An 18761-nucleotide genomic window follows, 5' to 3' on the forward strand; every position below is an offset into this window, starting at 1 on the left:
GGAGGAATTCCGGAATCAGTCCCTATGTGCGGCGTAGGCCGCTTATTAGCCCGTCCAAGAATTGGGGCGCAGTTCAAAGGGGGAGCGCGGGGGTTTCTTCTGTTCCGACGGCGATGCGCCGGGTTGCAAGGACGATGCGACTACAGCGCGAAGTCGCCGCCGACGAGCGTGGAGACGGGCTCCTCGTGGTAAACGGCGGAGATGGCCTGAGCGAACTCCTCTGCGACCGAGATGGTCTTGATCTTGCCGCCAACCTCGACGGGGATGGCGTCGGTGACGACGCACTCGACGATGGGGGCATCGTTCAGGCGCTCGATGGCCGGACCGGAGAAGATGCCGTGGGTGGCGCAGACGTAGATGTCGCCGGCGCCCATAGCCTTGAGCTCCTTGACGTTGGCGCACAGGGTGCCAGCGGTGTCGATCATGTCGTCGTTGATGATGCAGGTCTTGCCCTTGATGTCACCGATGATGCCCATGACCTCGGCGGCGTTGTGGCGCGGACGGCCCTTGTGGGCGATGGCCAGGTCGCAGCCGAGCATGTCGGACAGCTTCTTGGCGGCCTTGGCACGACCCACGTCGGGGGAGACGACAACCAGGTTGTCGGTGTCGAAGTGCATGTCGTTGTAGTACTGGCCAAACAGCGGCAGCGCGGACAGGTGGTTAACCGGGATATCAAAGAAGCCCTGGATCTGACCCTGGTGCAGGTCGAGGGTGATGATGCGGTTGACGCCGGCGCGCTCGAGCAGGTTGGCGACGAGGCGGGCAGTGATGGGCTCGCGCGGGCCGGCCTTGCGGTCCTGGCGGGCATAGCCGTAGTGGGTGATAACGGCGGTGATGGAGCGGGCGGATGCGCGCTTGGCAGCGTCGGTGGCGATGAGCAGCTCCATGAGCATGTCGTTGACGTTGCCGCCGGCCACGGACTGAATCAGGAAGACGTCGGCGCCGCGGACGGTCTCGTCGTAGCGGGCGTAAATCTCACCATTGGCGAACTGCTTTAGCGTAAGGCCCGAAAGCTCGACCCCAAGGTACTCAGCAATCTTCTGAGCGAGGGGACGGTTGGAGGAACCGGAATACACGCGGATGGACTTGCGCATATTCTCCGACTTCTCGGGATCATTAATCGGCATTACCCTTCTCCTTTATATCGAATGCCATATAGATGCCTTGTTGCATTGTAACCGCGCGGCGGGGTTTATCGAGTCTTGATAACGTCTTTACCGTCAACGGACACGAACCGACCACTCATCCGGTCGCGCAGGTCAGCATAGAAAAAGGAGCCGTCCCCATGGGAACAGCTCCTTAGATGCTTGATAAAACGTTATACCTCGTCGTCCTCGTGCAGACGGCGGCGATAATCGGCGGCCCAGCCCTCAATATTTACCTGACGGGCACGACCCAGTCCGAGTGCGTCTGCCGGGACCGGCTCGGTGATGACGGAGCCGGCGGCCACGAGCGCGCCGTCGCCGATCTGGGCAGGCGCGACCATCATGGTGTCGGAGCCGATGAAGGCATCCTTGCCGATGACGGTCTTGTGCTTGTGCACGCCGTCGTAGTTGCAGGTGATGGAGCCAGCGCCCACGTTGACGCCGGGGCCCATGGTGGTGTCGCCGATGTAGGACAGGTGCGGCACCTTGGAACCCTCGCCGATCGTGGACTTCTTGATCTCCACATGCGTGCCGGCCTTGGAACCGTCGAGCATGTGGGTGCCCGGGCGCAGGTAGGCGCGCGGGCCGCAGTCGACGCCGTTCTCGATGACGGCCTCGATGGCGATGGTCTCATCGATGGTGCAGCCGCTGCCGACGGTGGTGTCGGTGAGACGGCTGTTGGGGCCGAGCTGGCACTCCTCGCCCACGGTGACGTGGCCGATCAGGTGCGTCTGCGGCCACACGACGGTGTCGCGGCCGATGGTGGCGTCGGGGCCGATCCAGGCCTGCGTGGGGTCGATGAAGGTAACGCCCTCGGCCATCCAGTGCTCGTTGATGCGGTCGCGCGCGATGGCGGTGAGCTGCGCGAGCTGGATACGGCTGTTGACGCCCAGACCGTCGCGGTAGTCGTCGCAGTGGAAGATGGAGACAGCCTGGCCGTGGCCTTTGAGGATCTCGAGCATGTCGGGCAGGTAGTACTCGGATTGCGCGTTGTCGTTGCCGATCTCGTTGATGTGGGCGGCGAGCTGCGTGCCGTCAAATGCGTAGCAGCCGGCGTTGCACTCCAGCAGCGTGGCGGCCTGCTCGGGCGTGCAGTCCTTCTGCTCGATGATGCGCTCGATCTGACCATCGGCGCCCAGCTTGATGCGGCCGTAGCCGAAAGGATCGGGCGGGGTCATGGTCATGACGGTGCAGGCGAGCTCGCCGGTGGCGACGGTTTGCGCGAACTTGGCGACGGTGTCGGCGGTGATGAGCGGCAGGTCGCCGTTGAGCACCACGACGGGGCCTTGCGTGATGCCACAGGCCTCGAGCGCGACCTTCACGGCGTGACCGGTGCCCAGACGCTCGGTCTGCTCGACGCACTCGACCTTGGTGGCGCTGTTGGCGTAGGCGCCGTCGATGAGGGCGCGCATCTCGTCGGCGTGGCTGCCGATGACAACCACGACGCGGCTGCAGCCGGCCTTGATGGTAGCGTCGACGATCCACTGGACCATGGGCTTACCCAGGATCTTGTGCGAAACCTTGCAGTGGTTCGACTTCATGCGGGTGCCCTCGCCGGCAGCGAGGATAATTGCGGTTGCGTCCATGTGATCTCCTGTTACGTTATAGAGACGTGTGTTTGGAAACGATACACGGCGCAATATGATACCGCAGGCATATGACGAGCGCGTAACGATTGGTTTGCGGCGGTTGAGGCTTGCGCCGCCGGCGTGGCGTTTGCACTGCTTGTGTGCGGCGTTGGCGGTGCTGTGGAGCTGTCGTTTGAGCGAGGGGACGGGGGTACCCGTGGACAACATACGAGAGGGGTTTGGCGGCGAGCCCGTCGCGGCATTCTCGATGTCTCATCCGGCTGTGCCGGCACTCTATATAGTGCTGACGCTGGGGCTCACTATGTTCTCGATGCAGCCGGTGCTGATTGCGCTGTCACTTGCGGGCGGGCTGGCGTATGGATTTGCGACGCGTGGGGCTGCCCGCACGCTGGGCGCGCTCCGCTGGCAGCTGCCGGTAATTTTGATCGTTGCGGTGCTCAATCCGCTGTTTAGCGCCTCGGGCTCGACGGAGCTGTTCCGTATTGGCATGCGCGCGGTGTATCTGGAGAGCATGGTATACGGCCTGTGCATGGGCGGGCTGTTTGTGGCGAGCATACTGTGGTTTGAGGCGGCGGCATCGATGCTCGAATACGACAAGGTACTCGCGCTGCTGGGCAATGCCGCGCCGGTGATTGCGCTCATGATCTCGATGTGCATGAGGCTTATCCCGCAGTTTTTACGCCGCGGTCGTACGGTGCTGGCGGTGCAGGATACGATTGATGTGCCGGGCCGCGCGCCGGCCGACCCCGTACGCTCGCGCCTGCGGGCGTCGAGCGTGTTGATGGGCTGGGGCATGGAAGATTCGCTGGAGCGCGCGGACGCGACGCGCTCGCGCGGGTGGGGTGCCGCGACGCGTCGTACGACGTATGCGCGGTATCGACTGGGGCGCAGCGACGTTGCCGCGCTGGCCGGGCTCGCACTGTTTGGTGCTGTCGCGGTGGCGGTGGCGTGGACCGCGACGACGCAGTATTCGTTTTATCCGCAGCTCTCGGTTCCGGCGCCGTGGCTGGGCTATGTCGTGTACGCTGCCTGGATGATGCTGCCTTGCGCGTTGCACGCGATTGATGAGAAGAGGTTTGGCTGATGGCTCGGTTGGATAGGGGCCCGGTGTCGGGCGCGGCGTGCGACCCGGATATGCTGGCGATTGAGGTGCGGAGCCTGAGCTTTACCTACCCCGGGGCTGATGCTGCGGTGCTCGAGGGGCTCGACTGGTCTGTCCCCCAAGGTGCATTTGCGCTGCTTGTTGGCGGTACCGGATCGGGTAAGTCGACGCTGCTGTCGTTGCTCAAGCCCGAGATCGCTCCGGCGGGCGAGCGCACTGGCGATGCGCGCGTGCTGGGCGAGAGCGTTGCCGACATGGACGTGCGCGCGTCTGCGGAGCGCGTGGGCTACGTGTTTCAGGATCCCGAGAACCAGATTGTGTGCGAGACCGTGTGGCACGAGATGGCGTTTGGCCTGGAAAACTTAGGCATGTCGCGCGACGAGATGCGCCGCCGTGTTGCCGAGACCAGCTATTTCTTTGGTCTGGAAGATTGGCTTCACCGCGATACTGACACGCTTTCGGGTGGTCGCAAACAGTTGCTGTCGTTGGCGGCCGTTCTGGCGCTGCGCCCGCGCGTGCTGCTGCTCGACGAGCCCACGTCTCAGCTCGATCCCGTTGCCGAGAAGAATTTCCTGCACGCGCTGTTTCGTGTGAATCGCGAGCTGGGCTGCACGGTTGTTGTGGCGACGCATCAGCCGCGCCCAATGCTCGAATACGCGACGTGTGCGTACCGGATTGAGGACGGTTGCGTGCGCGAGGTGGCAGATATGGCTTCTTTGGGACGCCGAGAATCGCTGTTTTCCGATGATATGTTGGGGTGGGGTGCCATCCGATGTGCAAAAAACGGAGTATTCAGCAGGCGTGAGGACAATTTGGACTCTCTGGAGACGCCCGGGGACGTATCGAGCGCGAAAAAAAGTTCGGAATTGGACAAATCGTCCGAATTTGTGGCGCAAACGTCGCTCGAGAACGGCTCGGAAGCCTTCCCGCGCACGAATGGAAGCAGAATACTCCAAAAAATGCACGCTGGGTCGGCTACCACCCTGTCGGAAGGCTGGTTTCGCTACGATCGCGCGGACGGTTGGGTGCTGCGCGGGCTCGATGCGTCGTTTTCGGCTGGCGCGGTGCATGCAGTCGTGGGCGGAAACGGCTGCGGCAAGTCGACGATGCTTTCGGTGCTGGCCAAGACCGCCAAGCTGCAGCGCGGCCGCATGGTGCGCGGAGCGGCCTCGGCGGCGCTGTTGCCTCAGAATCCCAAAGCATTGCTGGTTGCCGAGACGGTTCGCGATGAGCTGATGGAATGGGCCTCGACCTGCGGATATGACGAGAACTTGGCGCGGGAGCGTGCGGCGAGCTTGGGGCTGTCGGGTCTGGATGGGCGCCATCCGTACGATCTTTCGGGCGGACAGCGTCAGCTGCTTGCGTTGGCAAAGCTGCTGTTGATCGGCCCCGAACTGCTATTGCTCGATGAGCCCACCAAGGGTTTGGACCTGGCCAGCCGCCGCATCATCGCCCGCGCCCTGCGTGACCATGCGAAGGCTGGCGGCACCGTCATCATGGCTACGCACGATTTGGACTTTGCCGAGCAGGTCGCCGACGACATCGCCATGATGTTCGATGGCGAGATTGCCTGCATGGAGCCGCCGGCCGACTTCTTTGCCGACAACGTGTTTTATAGGGCGTGATGGGATGGCGGATTATCGCATCGTGCGCCTACTCGCAAAACTGGAGATACCGCTGCTGCTGGCGGTGCCAGCCGTGATGGCTTCGGCGTTGCTGGCGGGCGTTGAGCAGGCGGCGCTCGCCATGCTTGTCGTGGTGGCGCTGGTGCTTGCGCTGTTCTTTGCAGGCTATGAGGCGTCGCGACCGGGCCTGCGCCAGATTATGCCAACGCTGGTTCTGGCGGCGTTGGCCGCGGCGGGGCGCATCTTGTTTGGCCCCATTCCCGACTTTAAACCCGTGAGTGCCATCGCCACTATCGCGGGGGCGACGCTTGGTCGCCGCAATGGTTTTATGGTTGGCGCGCTGGCGGCGCTGACCAGCAATTTCTTTTTTGGACAGGGCATGTGGACGCCGTGGCAGATGTATGCCTGGGGGCTCGTGGGATACGTTGGCGGTGCGCTGGCGCATGCGGGTGCGTTCGACCGCGCCGACGGCACCGTGCGTATGCCGGCGCTGCTGACCTACGGCTTTGCTTCGGGTTTGCTGTACGGCGTTGTGATCAACGCCTACGACATTATCGGTTTTGTTCAACCGCTCACGTGGGCGGGTGCCATGGCGCGTCTTGCCACCGCCGTACCGTTCGATATCACGCACGGCCTTGCGACCTGCGTGTTTTTGGTCGCCCTGTACAAGCCTTGGTGTCGCCGCATCAACCGAGTCGTCGTGAAGTACGGACTGTAGGGCTGGTTGCGCCGGGGCGGGAATCAATACTGCCGAAGTGTCATTTTAAAACTATGCCGGTTTACGGGGCCAGATTGGCACAAGCAGACCATGCCGGCTATTTTTGAAATAGAGCAAGCCGTTTACCTGCGGTTTTATTATTTCGGAATTGCGTATGGTTGGGGGTTCGCGATTTAGCCCCGTAAACTGGCATAGTTTTGGAATGGCCGGCTGATATGACGGGCGTCGTGACCCTCAAGAGCCAAATTGATCCGTTTTCTTCCGTCTCCAGACGTCCCCGGGGAATCAGCTGAACTCGCCCGCCACGAAATCAGCCTATCTACTACGTTTGACCCGACACCCCCAAACACAACCGCGTTTTATGAAAAACCGCAGGCTTTCTACCTGCGGTTTTCTTTTTGCGTTGTTCGCTGTGGTTGAGGGTGGTGGCTTAAACGTAGTAGATGGGCGTGTTTCGTGGCGGATGGGTCACGTGGATACCACCACGAGGCCCAAAATGATTCGTTTTCCTCCGTCCCCAGGGGATCAGCTGGGGCTAGAGCTCTAGCGTGAGGGTGACGGGGCAGTGGTCGCTGCCGAAGATGTCGCCGCGGATGCCGGTGTCGCGTACGTTGTCGGCGATTGCGTCGCTTACCAGGAAGTAGTCGATGCGCCAGCCGGCGTTGTTCTTGCGGGCATTAAAGCGATAGCTCCACCAGCTGTAGACGCCCTCGACGTCGGGGTTTGCCGCGCGCCAGGTATCGGTAAAGCCGGCGTTGAGCAGCTCGGTAAACTTGCCGCGCTCCTCGTCCGAAAAGCCGGCGTTGCCGCGGTTGGACTTGGGGTTCTTAAGGTCGATCTCCTCGTGCGCCACGTTAAAGTCGCCGCAGGTCACGACGGGTTTGCCGGTCTCGCGCTCGAGCGCGTTCAAAAAGCCGCGGTAAGCATCGTCCCAGGCCATGCGCACGTCGATGCGGGCGAGTTCGTTTTGCGCGTTGGGAGTGTAGACATCCACAAACCAGAACTTGTCGAACTCCAGCGCGCAGACGCGGCCCTCGGTTGCGGCTTGGGCGACGAGTACGGCCGCCTCGTTCTCGCCGGCGTAGGGTAGCAGTGCGTCGGCGTGCAGCACGCGCAGCGGTTCCTGGCGGCTAAAGACCGCAGTGCCCGAATAGCCTTTACGCTCGGCGTGGCTCCAGGTTTGGTGATAGCCGGGCAGGTCAATATCGACCTGGCCTTCTTGCAACTTGGTCTCTTGCAGCGCCAGGATATCGACGTCGAGTTCTTGCGCGATCTGGATAAAGCTCGGGTCCTTTTTGAGCACGGCGCGCAGGCCGTTGACGTTCCACGAGGCGAAAGTGTAAGTCTGAGGCATGGTGTCCTTTCGACGGGGTTGGCAGGCTTAAGATTAGCGCAACAGGGGCGGGGTGGGCTCCGCGCATGCTGACTTAAAGGTCGCATGCTGGGACATCGCCCGACGCCGCCCGATCAACAAGGACGGAGGGCTCATATGACGCAGGCAATATCGGACCCCAAGCAGGCCTCCGCCGCGCTGGCGGAGCTGTTCAATACCCACGAGCACGTGGTGTTCTTTGGCGGCGCTGGTGTTTCCACGGCAAGCGGCATTCCCGATTTTCGCAGCGTGGACGGCCTGTATCACCAGCAGTTTGCCTATCCGCCCGAGAGCATGCTGTCGCACAGCTTTTACGAGACACATCCGGCGGAGTTCTTCGACTTTTACCGAACCAAGATGATTGCGCTTAACGCTAAGCCCAACCGCTGCCACACCAAGCTGGCCGAGCTGGAGCGCGTCGGCAAGCTTGATGCCGTGGTGACGCAAAACATCGACGGCTTGCATCAGGTGGCGGGCTCGCAGCGCGTGTTTGAGTTGCACGGATCGGTCCATCGCAACATTTGTCAGTCGTGCGGAGCGGTCTATAGCGCCGAGTGGATTTGCTCGCGCGAGCACGAGGACGCCGCGGGCGTGCCCGTGTGCCCCGCGTGCGGTGGTCGCATCAAGCCCGATGTGGTGCTCTACGAAGAGCCGCTCGACGAGCATGTGTTGACCGGTGCCGTTGCCGCCATCGCCGCGGCCGATGCCCTCATTGTAGGCGGGACCTCGCTCGTGGTGTATCCGGCGGCGGGTCTTACACGCTACTTTACCGGCGATACACTGGCCATATGCAACCTTGCCCCCACCGATCAGGATGCAAATGCCGACCTGCTGATTTCTTGCGACATCGCGGCCGCGTTTGCGTTCTAGCCCGCGTGCGCGGATACAATAGAAAGACTGAGTGCAAAGCGACCCCGCCGCCAGCTCCCCAAGCTCGGCGACGTGGGCATTTTAGGAGGATGTTCATGGCGAACGACAGCAAGACATGGCGGTGCGGAAAGTATGAGCTCAGCTTTGACCGCCCGCGCATCATGGGCGTCCTCAACGTGACGCCCGATTCGTTTAGCGATGGCGGGGAGCACTTCGACCCGGATGCCGCGATCGAGTATGGCCTGGCGATGCTCGACGCCGGCGCCGACGTCATCGACGTGGGCGGTGAGTCCACGCGTCCCGGCTTTACCCCGGTCAATCCCGATGAGGAAGCGCGCCGCGTGCTGCCCGTGGTGCGCGCGCTGGCCAAAGAGGGCGCCATCGTCTCGATTGACACGCGTCATGTGGCGGTTGCCAAGGCGGCCGTGCGCTGCGGCGCCTCGATCGTCAACGACGTGACCGGCTTCACCGACCCCAAGATGGTCGAGTTTGTTAAGACGAGCACCTGCGGCGTCATCGTGATGCATGCCGGCGAGGTCGCCGCGCCCGCGCGCACGCACGCAACGGTGCAGCTCGATACCTCGGCAGCGGCGTTTGTTGCCGAGAAGGCACGCGAAGCGGCTGCCGAGGCCGCGCGCGAGGCCGAGAAGCCGGCCCGTCGCCGTCGCGGCAAGTTGCTGGGCGAGCCTAAGCCGGAGGCCAAGCTTCCGGGCGGCGTGGTGCAGCCCTCGTTGCCGTTTGGCGAACCTGAGCCCGCGACCGAGCCTGCAAGCGAGCAGGAGACGCCGGCCGCCGAGCAGGCTGCTGCTGCCGAGACCGTCGCGCCCGCGCCCGAGGCCACCGAGGCCGCATCGGAGCCCAATGACCGCCTGGCCGCCATGATGCGCCGCAGCGCCCGCCGCGAGGAAGCCTACGTGCCCACCTCGCAGCTCCGCCGCTTCACCCTGCCCGATTCGGCGCCCATCATGCGCCGCGTCATGGGCTTTCTGTCCGACCAGGCCCGCGCGCTCATCCACGCCGGCGTGTCGCGCGACCGCATCTGCATCGATCCCGGTCCGGGCTTTGGCAAGACGGCCAACGAGGACATCGTCATCCAGCGCGAGACTGCCAAGATGGCGTCACTGGGCTATCCGCTCATGTGCGCCGTATCGCGCAAGCGCTTTGTGGGCGCCGTCTCGGGCGTGACCGAGGCCGCCGAGCGCGATGCCGCTACGTTTGGCGTGTGCCTGGGCGCCATCCAGGCCGGTGCCAACATCGTGCGCGTGCACGACGCCGCGGGCTTTGCGCAGTTCCTGAACGGCTACTGGGCGGTTGCCAAGCCGCAGCCGCGCCGCGCGTTTGTGGCCGTGGGCTCCAACCTGGGGCATCGCTGTGACAACATCCGCGCCGCACGCGACATGATCGCCGAGATTCCACTCACCTGCGTGTCCAACTCCTCCAAGATCTACGAGAGCGAGCCGGCCTACGAGACGCGCCAGGACGCGTTTGCCAACGCCGTCATCGAGATTAAGACCGAGCTGGCGCCGCTGGTGCTGCTCGACGAGCTCATGAAGATCGAGGCCGAGCTGGGCCGCGACCGCTCCAAAAAGGCCAAGGCCAACGGTCCGCGCACCATCGACCTGGACCTGCTGTGGATGGACGGCGAGACCCACGGCGGCAAAAAGCTGCGCCTGCCGCATCCGCTCATTGGCGAGCGCGACTTTGTGCTGGTGCCGCTCGAGGACCTGATGCACGACCCGGCGCGGTTCTTCCGCTATAACGGTGTCGAGGTCAAGGAACCCGAGGATCGCGTGGGCCATATCGTGGGCGAATTGGGGCGTATGTAGATGATCGAGATGAATGCTGTTGTCGCCGGTACCGAGCTCGACGCGGCGCGTGACGCGGGCCGCGAGGGCGTGTCCGCGGGCTGGTGCGCGTGGAGCGTGGGCGATGCTTCGCTGACGTTTTCGCTGGTTGTGCGCCCCGATGTGAACATGCACGCCTTCCACGGCCTGCCGTTTGTGGCCGCGATGGGCATGATGGACGCGCTCGTGGGCACGGCTTCGACGCCGGGGTTGGGCCTTGCCGGTAAAGTGGGTATCCAGTGGCCGAGCGATATCGTGTGCGGTGCGCCTGCGTTTGAGGCGTCGCTCGCGCGTGTTGCCGTGAACGGCGGTGCCGGTGCCGCGGGCATGTTTTCCGCAGTGACGGTTGATATTGAGCGTGCGGCGCTGGGTGAGCTTGGCGTGGATATGGCCGACGAGGTGCTGGTCGAGGCATTGGCCACCGCCGTGCTGACCCGCGTGGACACCTGGGCGGTTGCCGCCAACACACCACAGGGCGCTGCCGGCCCGCTGGCTCCGGTGCTGGGTGAGTACTTCGATATGGTGCCGCTGCTGGGTCGTCAGGTTGCGGCGGTGTCGCCCAACGGTTTGCCGCTTGCGGTCGGTGTGTTTGCGGGCCTGGACATCTGGGGCCGCGCGACCATCAAGACCGATGCCGGCGAGCAGGAGTTTCCGCCCGAGGCCGTACGGATTCGCGGGCTGTAACGCGTAGCGCCCGCGTTCAAAGACAGCGATGACAACAAGACCCTCCTCGGCCTGCGCCGGGGAGGGTTTCGCCTATCTGGGGAATGGGTTGCCAGCGCCCTATTCCTCAAAATTGAAAATTTTTCAGTTTTGAGGAATAGGCTTGGCGAACGTTTGCGGGGCTGTGACATCGGGCGTGCTCGACTTATGTCCCTGTTTTACCCCCAGCTTCTGCATGCGGCGGTAGATTTCGCAGATGCCCTTGATGGTGAGCTGCCCGTCGACTATGTCGAAGGCGTCGGTCGAATCGGCGACGATGCTGGCGAGGCCGCCCGTGGCGATAACGGTGGCGTCCTCGCGCCCCAGCTCGCGCTTCATGCGCGCGACCAGGCCCTCGGCCATGGAGGCGGCGCCCATTACGGCACCGACCTTGATGCACTCTTCGGTGTCGCGACCGATGGCGTGCTCGGGCGCCTCGAGCGGAACGCTGGCGAGCTTGGCGGCTCGGGCGGCGAGCGCGTCCATCGAAATGCGGATGCCCGGCGCAATCGCTCCGCCAATGTAATAGCCGTCCACGTCGATGACGTCGATATTGGTCGCGGTGCCAAAGTCCACCACGATCGCCGGGGCGCCGTAGAAGGTCTCGGCAGCGACGGCGTTGGCGATGCGGTCGGCACCAACGGCCTGGGGGCGCGCCGCGCGCAGCTTGGTCACGGCGGCCGTCTGCGGCCCGATGACGATGGCGTCTGCGGCAATGCGGTCGGCCACGGCGTGCCACTCGCGCGAGAGCTGCGGCACCACGCCCGCAAAGGCGATCGCGTCAACCGTATCGAGCGAGAGGCCGTACATCTTAAAGAAACCCATCAGGCGCACGTGGATCTCGTCGGCGGTATAGGAGCGGTCGGTGGGCATACGCCACGACTGCACCAGCTCGTCTCCGTCAAACAGGCCCATGGCCGTCTGCGTATTTCCCATATCGATAGCGAGCAGCATGTCTACTCCCGGTGTTGGCATAAAAGGACGCGCACCATTGTATACGTGCCGTCGACGGCGCTCGGCTGCAATTCGTTTACGGTGATAGGGGCTGAGGGGTTTAAATATGAAGGAATTATGCTCTACGAGATTTTCCTTGCCGTTTACCGAACTCCCGCGTAATATTCTTTCTTGCGCACATGAGGCGCCCAGACATTGCGGGGTGGAGCAGTCTGGTAGCTCGCCGGGCTCATAACCCGGAGGTCGTAGGTTCAAATCCTGCCCCCGCGACCAAGAACTTGCAGCTCGTCGGCCTAGCCGGCGAGCTTTTTTGTTATTCCGGGACCGTGTTTTCGGCACGGTTTTCAACCTCTCAAACAAAATCTCGATCTGTAACGCGTAGACCCGATTTGGACGGCTAGATGTTACAGATCGAGATTTTCCGGCAGCCGGCCCCCGTTTGTCTAAATCTGTAACACGAGGGATGGATTTTGCCGAGTAGCTGTTACAGATTGAGATTTTGTTGTTGCTCTCCTTTATGAGTGAATCTTGACTCTTTTTATTATGTGAGGCGGACGGGCTATCGATAATCACGGGCTGGATGGATTGACTTGTCGATTGATAGATTCCAATTGGAAGGAGCTGCGACGACCCTTAACGATCCTTAACTAGAAACAGTGACGTCTTAAAAACAATAAAGGGGCCGCTATGTAGGGGCCGTCTATACGATGCCTTTGACTTACACTTCTTTATGGAGCCATGTAAGGAGGCGGCAATGCAGCAACCCATCGCGACAAACGATGTGATTCTATTTTCCACTCTCAGGGAGAATCAGTACTTCGATCGAAAGAGCGCCCGCAAGGATGACAAGGAGATTGCGAAGCATATTAGTGCATTCGCCAACTCGGCGGGAGGCAAGCTCGTTATCGGTATCGAGGATAATGGTGAGGTAACGGGCTTCAAGCGTAACGGCGCGCGCGACATTGAGAAATTCGAGCGCGCTGCGCTCACGACTTGCACGCCAACCCCTATTGTTCGCAAAGACCGAATCCCCGTGGTCAATTCTTCGGGCGAGGAGGACTTCGTTCTCGTTTTGGACATCGATGCCTCGACCAACCACTCTGTTGCTCGCGTGAGCGACGGCGAGGTTTTCTTGCGGCAGGACGACAAGAGCGTGAGGCTCAGCCGCGAACAGGTATTTGCCCTCGAGTACGATAAGGGGCAGAGAATCTTCGAGGACGAGCTTGTTGAGGATTCCTCCCTAGATGACGTGGACCATGAAGTGCTTGATCGCTACAAAGGGATTCTTGGAACCGAAGTTTCCGACGAGCAGGTCCTTAGAAGTCGTCGTTTTATGCGTGACGGAAAGCTGACCGTTGCTGGAGCCCTGCTATTCGCGCTGGATCCGTCCGCGATGATGCCACAGGCGCGAGTCCGTGTCCTGCGCTACGACGGCGTCAAAATGGAGACGGGCGAGCGTCTCAACATCACGAAAGAACGAAGCTTCTGTGGGCCGCTGCCTAAGGTGATCCAAGACGCCTACGAACTCATCTCGAGCATGCTCCGCGAATTTCAGTTCCTGGGGCCCGACGGGAAATTCCAGACCGTGCCTGAGTATCCTGAGTTCGCCTGGTTCGAGGGCTTGGTCAACGCGGTGACACATCGCGACTACTCGTTCCGCGGCGACTACATCCGGGTCTCGATGTTCGACGACCGTTTGGAAATCATCAGTCCAGGCGCGCTTCCCAATATCGTGACGCTCGACAACATGAGGACCACTCGTTACTCGCGCAACCCACGCATCGCGCGCACGCTGGTTGAATTTGGTTGGGTTCGGGAGCTAAACGAGGGCGTCAAGCGCATTTATACCGAGATGCAAAACTCTCTGCTCAATGATCCGGTCTACACGGAACCTGATGGGGCAAGGGTTCAGCTAACGCTTGAGAACAATATCGTTGCCAGAACCGTAAGGAGAAGCGAGGCTCTCGAGGACAAGGTATCACCGGAGGTGATCGCCTCATTGGGGGAGTATGAGCTCGCCGCCGTCAGGTTGGCCTTTGCGAACGGAAGGGTGACAGCAAGGGAGCTTGCAGCGCACATCGGGAGAAATCGCCGCACAGCAAGCCGGGTGCTTGGTAAGTTAATTGAGGAAGACGGGCTGCTCGAATGGCACGGCTCATCCCATAACGACCCAAAACAGTTCTACACGATAAGGTAAGGTGGTCGATCTATTTCGCACCTCTGTCGCAGTAATGTCGCACCTCTGTCGCAGTAATGTCGCACCTCTGTCGCAGTGGCTTCGATGACGCGTGGATATAGTCCCTCGGCAAATCTCAAACAAAATCTCAATCTGTAACGGGTAGGGGTCAAAAGCGGGCCTAGATGTTACGGATTGAGATTGTTGAGGATGGGCTGAGGGGAATGTCTTGATCTGTAACACGTGGGGCCGTTTTTGGCCGATAGATGTTACAGAACGAGATTTTTCGGCAGCCGGGCTCCGTTTATCTGAATCTGTGACACGAGGGACGGATTTTGCCGGGTAGCTGTTACAGATTTAGATGTTCTAGCGGGCCGGGTTGGTTTGTCTCGATCTGTAACAGGTGGAGGCCAAAAGTGGGCCTTACTGTTACAGATTGAGACAAACCGACGGGCCGCCCCGCCCCATCCACCTGCCGCTACCTGCTGTCTGCCGATTTCCGTTGCGCCACTGTGCTCCCATGCCATATCCTCTAGACAACTACGCGGCAACATCGCCGCCGCGCCTACAAGAGAGGAATGTCCATGACCGCACCTGCATCCAAGCTGCTCCAGCCCATTACGGTTGGCCCCCTTGAGCTCAAGAACCGCATTATGTTCCCGCCGCTAACCACCGGCTACGAGGAGCGCGACGGTTCCATCGGCGAGCGCAGCCTGGCTTTTTACGAGCGCCTGGCCCGTGGCGGCGTGAGCTACATCGTCATCGGCGACGTCGCTCCCGTTATGACCGCAAGCCCCACGCCCAAGCTGGCGACCGACGCTCAGATCCCCACGTTTAAGGCCCTGGCCGACGCCGTCCACAAGCACGGCGCCAAGGTCGCGCTGCAGCTGTTCCACCCCGAGTACGACGTCCCCGGCGTCGGCCGCATGGTCATGGGCTCCATGGCCGCCGCCAAGGCCGCGCAGGAGGCCAAGGCCGCCGGCGACGAGGAGACCTTTGCCGCCAAGATGGCCGAGTCCAACGAGATTCGCAAGCAGGCCTACGCCAAACTGCACCACGACATGCAGCACTTTGTGAACGAGGCCACCGTGGAGCAGCTCACCCAGATCAAGGAGGCTATCGCCGCCTCGGCCGCCCGCGCGCAGCAGGCTGGCATCGACGCCATCGAGGTCCACGGCGACCGTCTGGTGGGTTCGCTGTGCTCGGCCATCCTCAACCAGCGCACCGACGAGTACGGCGGCTCGTTCGAGAACCGCGTCCGCTACGCACTCGAGGTCGTCGCCGCCATTAAGGAGGCCGCGCCGGAGCTGATGGTGGAGTACAAACTCCCCGTGATCATGGAGAACCCCGACGGCACGACGCGCGGCAAGGGCGGTCTGCTGCCCGATGAGGCCTGCGAGTTCGCCAAGCTGCTCGAGGGCGCCGGCATCGATATGATCCAGGTTGCGCAGGCAAACCACACCGGCAACATGGGCGACACCATTCCGCCCATGGGCGCCATGCCCTACAACTGGACGCTGCCCGTGGCCGAGCGCGTCAAGGCCCTGGTCTCCGTGCCGGTGGCAACCGTCGGCCGCGTCGTCTCGGTCGAGGCCGGCGAGAAGATCCTGGAAGACGGCTCGGCCGACATCATCGCCTACGGCCGCTCGCTCATGTGCGACCCCGACATTGCGCTGAAGGCTGCCACGGGTGAGCCCATTCGCGAGTGCCTCAACTGCAACAAGGGCTGCGTCGATGCGATTCAAAACCGCAAGTACATCTCGTGCGTGCTCAATGCCGAGAACGGCGACGAGGCGACCATCGCCATTAAGCCGGGCGAGGGCGACAAGAAGATCGCCGTGGTGGGCGGCGGTATTGCCGGCCTGGAGGCCGCGCGCGTGGCGGCCAAGCGCGGCTACGACGTGACCGTCTACGAGGCGAGCGATCATCTGGGCGGTCAGATTGTGCTGGCGGCCGCGCCTCCGCGCAAGGACGAGATCATGCGCTCGGTCGAGTACTACGAGAAGATTCTGCCCGGCCTGGGTGTGAAGGTCGAGCTCAACCACGTCGCTACCGCTGAGGACCTCAACGCCGCCGACGCCGCGATTGTGGCCGTGGGCGCGCACGACGTGGTCATCCCCGTTCCGGGTGCCGATTCGGAGAAGGTCGTCTCGAGCTGGGACGTGCTGGCCGGCAAGGTGGAGCTTACGGGACGCGTCGCCGTCATTGGCGGTGGCCTGGTGGGCACCGAGACTGCCGAGTACTTGCTGCAGCACGGTTGCGAGGTGGCGATCGTGGAGATGCTCGACAAGATTGCCGCGGGCGAGTCCGAGACCATTCTGCCGCTGATCATGAGCGACTTCGCAGAGCACAACGTGGAGCAGCACGTGAAGACCCGCCTGACCGCCATTACCGACGAGGGCGTGGAGGCCATTCGCACCACCGAGGACGGCGCCGAGGAGCCGGTGAAGATCGCCTGCGATTACGTGGTGATGGCCGTGGGCTCCAAGGCCAACGCGTTTGACCTGGACGGCGTGACGGTGCCCGTGACCTGCGTGGGTGACTGCTCGGGCGAGCGCACCGCCGACATCGCGAGCGCCATTCGCACGGCATATCACGCGGCCAACGAGCTGTAGCTAACATCGCGGCGGGGCGGGGCGGTAGCACGGATCCGCCTCGCCCGGCTGCGTCCTGGCGCACACAGGCCATCGACCGGGGTGGGACTTGCAAGAACGGCAGGCCCCACCCCGGTTTTTGTGCGAGGAGGCAGGCGAGCTTAAACGCACCCTAACCTCATCTTCACCTCAAATGAGGCAAAGATGAGGTTAAGATGAGGCAAAGCTTGAACGGACGTGCGAGCCGTTGCGCGAACAATGCGCGCACGGTTGAGTGGGCGGGGAGTGCCGTTATCGGTGCTCCCCGTTTTTTTGCCAATGAGGGTGCTCTGACCAGCGGGTTCAGAAAATCCGAATCTTGAGCGACCGAAAATCCGAACTCCTAGAACATGAAAATCCGAATCGCTGACACCCGAAAATCCGAATTTGATGCAAGGGGATTGGTGCAAGTGGTCAGGTTTGTTAGCACCATGTTGGCGCGAAGTGACCTGACCACTTGCACCAAGGGTTTGACTTTTAAGACATCATTAAGGCTTGCGTTGTGGAGCGAACCGCAGGTCAATGCTATTCTTTTACCTTATCGTACGGTGTTGTATTCTGCCTGAATTCTCTACCTGCGAACAACGGATAAACGCGACCGAGCGGAAAAGGATGGCAAGCCCGCAAGCAGGGCAAACGTAAGCGATGAGTGGCATGGACCGACATAGCGAGCTCCAGCAGCACAAGACGGCGGCCGAGTACCGCCAAGCTGCCGACGAGCACGTGCGGACCCTCAAGGATTTCTGGAAGGATTTCCTGGTGAGCGGTCTGTTTGTGCTGGCCGCCATCGTTGCCATCTTTGCATGCCTGGCCTGGTTTGCCGCGAATAACCGAGTGAGCGCCACGGGGAGTACGATCGGGGCGAAGGCGGGGCGGTACACGCTGACCGCCGCGGGCGAGGGTGAGTCCGGCGCACACGTGGGCTATTACGAGCGCTCCGAGCGCACGCCCGAGGAAAAGCATGCCATCGATGGCCTGGATACGACCGACGCCATGACGGTAACGCTCGGCTCCAACCTGAACAACGAGACCGCGGGCTCTCTGTACCCGGGTGCTCGCGGCAAGATTACATTTACGGTGAAGCCGCTGGTGAGTAACCTGGACGGGGTCACGATCAATCTGTCGCGCTTGCTTAAGCTTAAGGACACGGACATTGGCGTTGTTGAGGACGGGGGAACGCTGGCGCCCGAGGCAGCGACGCTCCTTGGCTTGGTTAAGGGCCATGTATTGTTCTTTACGAGCTGCGACCAGAACGGGTATTACTCGGGCCGCGTGGTTGATAGCAAGATCGAGATTCCCAGGAAAGCATTTTGCGAAAACGGCGATGTGACCAAGCCAACGAACAAACCCGTCACCATCAATCTGTACTGGGTATGGCCGGAGTACTTTCAGAACTTCGTCCTTACCGGCAACACGAATTACTACAAGAATCTGTTTGCGGCGGCGGGCGACGCAAAGTCTGACTACGGCGCTCTGCAGGCGGACATGAACGAGCATAAAGCGAACTACTTCTATGGCGCGGCAAACGGCACAAGTGCTGCCAACGCCCCCGCGGTTTCGTCTAGCATGTCCTTCAGCGACACCGCCATCTGCTCGGCGCTGTACAACAATGCCGACGAGCAGATCGGCAATAAGGTCAAATACATCCAACTTAGAATTAGCGCTCAGGAGGGCGTGAGCTCATGAGCACCATGCAAACGCGCCTCGGCGATGCCCGCAATTGGATAGAAAACCACCGCGCACAGGCCCTTGCGGTCCTGATATTGCTGGCGGCAATCGCTCTTATCATCGGCTTGTCTCTCTCGTGGTTTGTGGGCAGCAAAAGTCTGTCCACGGTGGGCAAGATCCAAACGCCCACGCAGCTCAAGATCATGGGTCCCAACCAGACGAGCATCGAGCCCATCGAGATTTCGTATGACGAGTCACGGGGTGATATGAAAAACTCCAACGGCACCTGAACTGCGCCCCAATTCTTGGACGGGCTAATAAGCGGCCTACGCCGCACATAGGGACTGATTCCGGAATTCCTCC

14 protein-coding genes and 1 tRNA gene are annotated in these 18761 nt (G+C 61.7%); 11 read left to right on the forward strand and 4 right to left on the reverse strand.

Annotated elements, in window-relative coordinates; translation table 11 throughout:
* Nucleotides 1–140: 140 nt before the first annotated feature.
* Both PMW70_RS09070 and glmU read right to left on the reverse strand, forming a co-directional pair.
* Nucleotides 141–1127, reverse strand: a complete 987-nt coding sequence (locus PMW70_RS09070; protein ID WP_089573682.1) for a ribose-phosphate diphosphokinase — start codon at nt 1125–1127, stop codon at nt 141–143.
* A 191-nt stretch (nt 1128–1318) separates the two neighbouring features.
* Nucleotides 1319–2731 (reverse strand): bifunctional UDP-N-acetylglucosamine diphosphorylase/glucosamine-1-phosphate N-acetyltransferase GlmU, encoded by a 1413-nt coding sequence (gene glmU / locus PMW70_RS09075; RefSeq protein ID WP_271744664.1) that lies wholly within the window; start codon nt 2729–2731, stop codon nt 1319–1321.
* A 199-nt stretch (nt 2732–2930) separates the two neighbouring features.
* Here glmU and PMW70_RS09080 point away from each other — a divergent pair, with 199 nt between their 5' ends.
* From PMW70_RS09080 to PMW70_RS09090, 3 genes are read left to right on the forward strand one after another with little or no spacing between them, the layout of a single operon-like run.
* Nucleotides 2931–3818: an energy-coupling factor transporter transmembrane component T family protein gene (locus PMW70_RS09080; protein ID WP_271744665.1), complete on the forward strand. Its 888-nt coding sequence runs from the start codon at nt 2931–2933 to the stop codon at nt 3816–3818.
* Nucleotides 3818–5461, forward strand: coding sequence for an ABC transporter ATP-binding protein (locus PMW70_RS09085; RefSeq protein WP_271744666.1), 1644 nt, complete (start codon nt 3818–3820; stop codon nt 5459–5461). The genes PMW70_RS09080 and PMW70_RS09085 overlap by 1 nt, the downstream gene beginning before the upstream one ends.
* A 4-nt stretch (nt 5462–5465) precedes the next feature.
* Nucleotides 5466–6179, forward strand: a complete 714-nt coding sequence (locus PMW70_RS09090) for a DUF6580 family putative transport protein (RefSeq protein WP_271744667.1) — start codon at nt 5466–5468, stop codon at nt 6177–6179.
* Nucleotides 6180–6714: 535 nt separating this feature from the next.
* On the opposite strand, the gene PMW70_RS09095 is transcribed toward PMW70_RS09090, so the two are convergent.
* Nucleotides 6715–7533 carry an exodeoxyribonuclease III gene (locus PMW70_RS09095; protein WP_271744668.1) on the reverse strand — a complete coding sequence of 273 codons (819 nt, stop codon included), beginning with the start codon at nt 7531–7533 and terminating at the stop codon, nt 6715–6717.
* 135 nt (nt 7534–7668) lie between these two features.
* On the opposite strand from PMW70_RS09095, the gene PMW70_RS09100 reads away from it, so the two are divergent.
* The 3 genes from PMW70_RS09100 to PMW70_RS09110 all read left to right on the forward strand — a co-directional run bounded on the left by PMW70_RS09100 (nt 7669) and on the right by PMW70_RS09110 (nt 10949).
* Nucleotides 7669–8421: an NAD-dependent protein deacylase gene (locus tag PMW70_RS09100; protein WP_271744669.1), complete on the forward strand. Its 753-nt coding sequence runs from the start codon at nt 7669–7671 to the stop codon at nt 8419–8421.
* A gap of 95 nt (nt 8422–8516) precedes the next feature.
* The gene (gene folP / locus PMW70_RS09105) at nt 8517–10247 is read left to right on the forward strand and encodes a dihydropteroate synthase (RefSeq protein WP_271744670.1); all 1731 of its coding nucleotides are present in this window, start codon (nt 8517–8519) and stop codon (nt 10245–10247) included.
* Nucleotides 10248–10949 carry a hypothetical protein gene (locus PMW70_RS09110; RefSeq protein WP_271744671.1) on the forward strand — a complete coding sequence of 234 codons (702 nt, stop codon included), beginning with the start codon at nt 10248–10250 and terminating at the stop codon, nt 10947–10949.
* Between the two features lie 123 nt (nt 10950–11072).
* Here the strand turns inward: PMW70_RS09110 and PMW70_RS09115 are convergent, their stop codons facing one another.
* A complete protein-coding gene (locus tag PMW70_RS09115) occupies nt 11073–11921 on the reverse strand; it encodes a type III pantothenate kinase (RefSeq protein WP_271744672.1) in 849 nt (282 codons plus the stop codon).
* A 196-nt stretch (nt 11922–12117) separates the two neighbouring features.
* Between PMW70_RS09115 and PMW70_RS09120 the strand changes: the two genes are divergently transcribed.
* From PMW70_RS09120 to PMW70_RS09140, 5 genes are all read left to right on the forward strand, one after another.
* Nucleotides 12118–12194 (forward strand) — tRNA-Met (locus tag PMW70_RS09120).
* A 481-nt stretch (nt 12195–12675) separates the two neighbouring features.
* The gene (locus tag PMW70_RS09125) at nt 12676–14118 is read left to right on the forward strand and encodes an ATP-binding protein (RefSeq protein WP_117817758.1); all 1443 of its coding nucleotides are present in this window, start codon (nt 12676–12678) and stop codon (nt 14116–14118) included.
* A gap of 563 nt (nt 14119–14681) precedes the next feature.
* Complete coding sequence (bilR, locus tag PMW70_RS09130; RefSeq protein WP_271744673.1) at nt 14682–16712, forward strand: bilirubin reductase, long form; 2031 nt, start codon at nt 14682–14684, stop codon at nt 16710–16712.
* 672 nt (nt 16713–17384) lie between these two features.
* Nucleotides 17385–18416 carry a hypothetical protein gene (locus PMW70_RS09135; protein ID WP_271744674.1) on the forward strand — a complete coding sequence of 344 codons (1032 nt, stop codon included), beginning with the start codon at nt 17385–17387 and terminating at the stop codon, nt 18414–18416.
* Entirely contained in the window at nt 18413–18688 is a 276-nt protein-coding gene (locus tag PMW70_RS09140; RefSeq protein WP_271744676.1) for a hypothetical protein, read from the forward strand. Before PMW70_RS09135 ends, PMW70_RS09140 begins: the two co-directional genes overlap by 4 nt.
* The last annotated feature ends 73 nt before the right edge of the window (nt 18689–18761 follow it).

Source organism: Collinsella aerofaciens (assembly GCF_028209625.1).
GTDB classification, from domain to species: domain Bacteria; phylum Actinomycetota; class Coriobacteriia; order Coriobacteriales; family Coriobacteriaceae; genus Collinsella; species Collinsella aerofaciens_AM.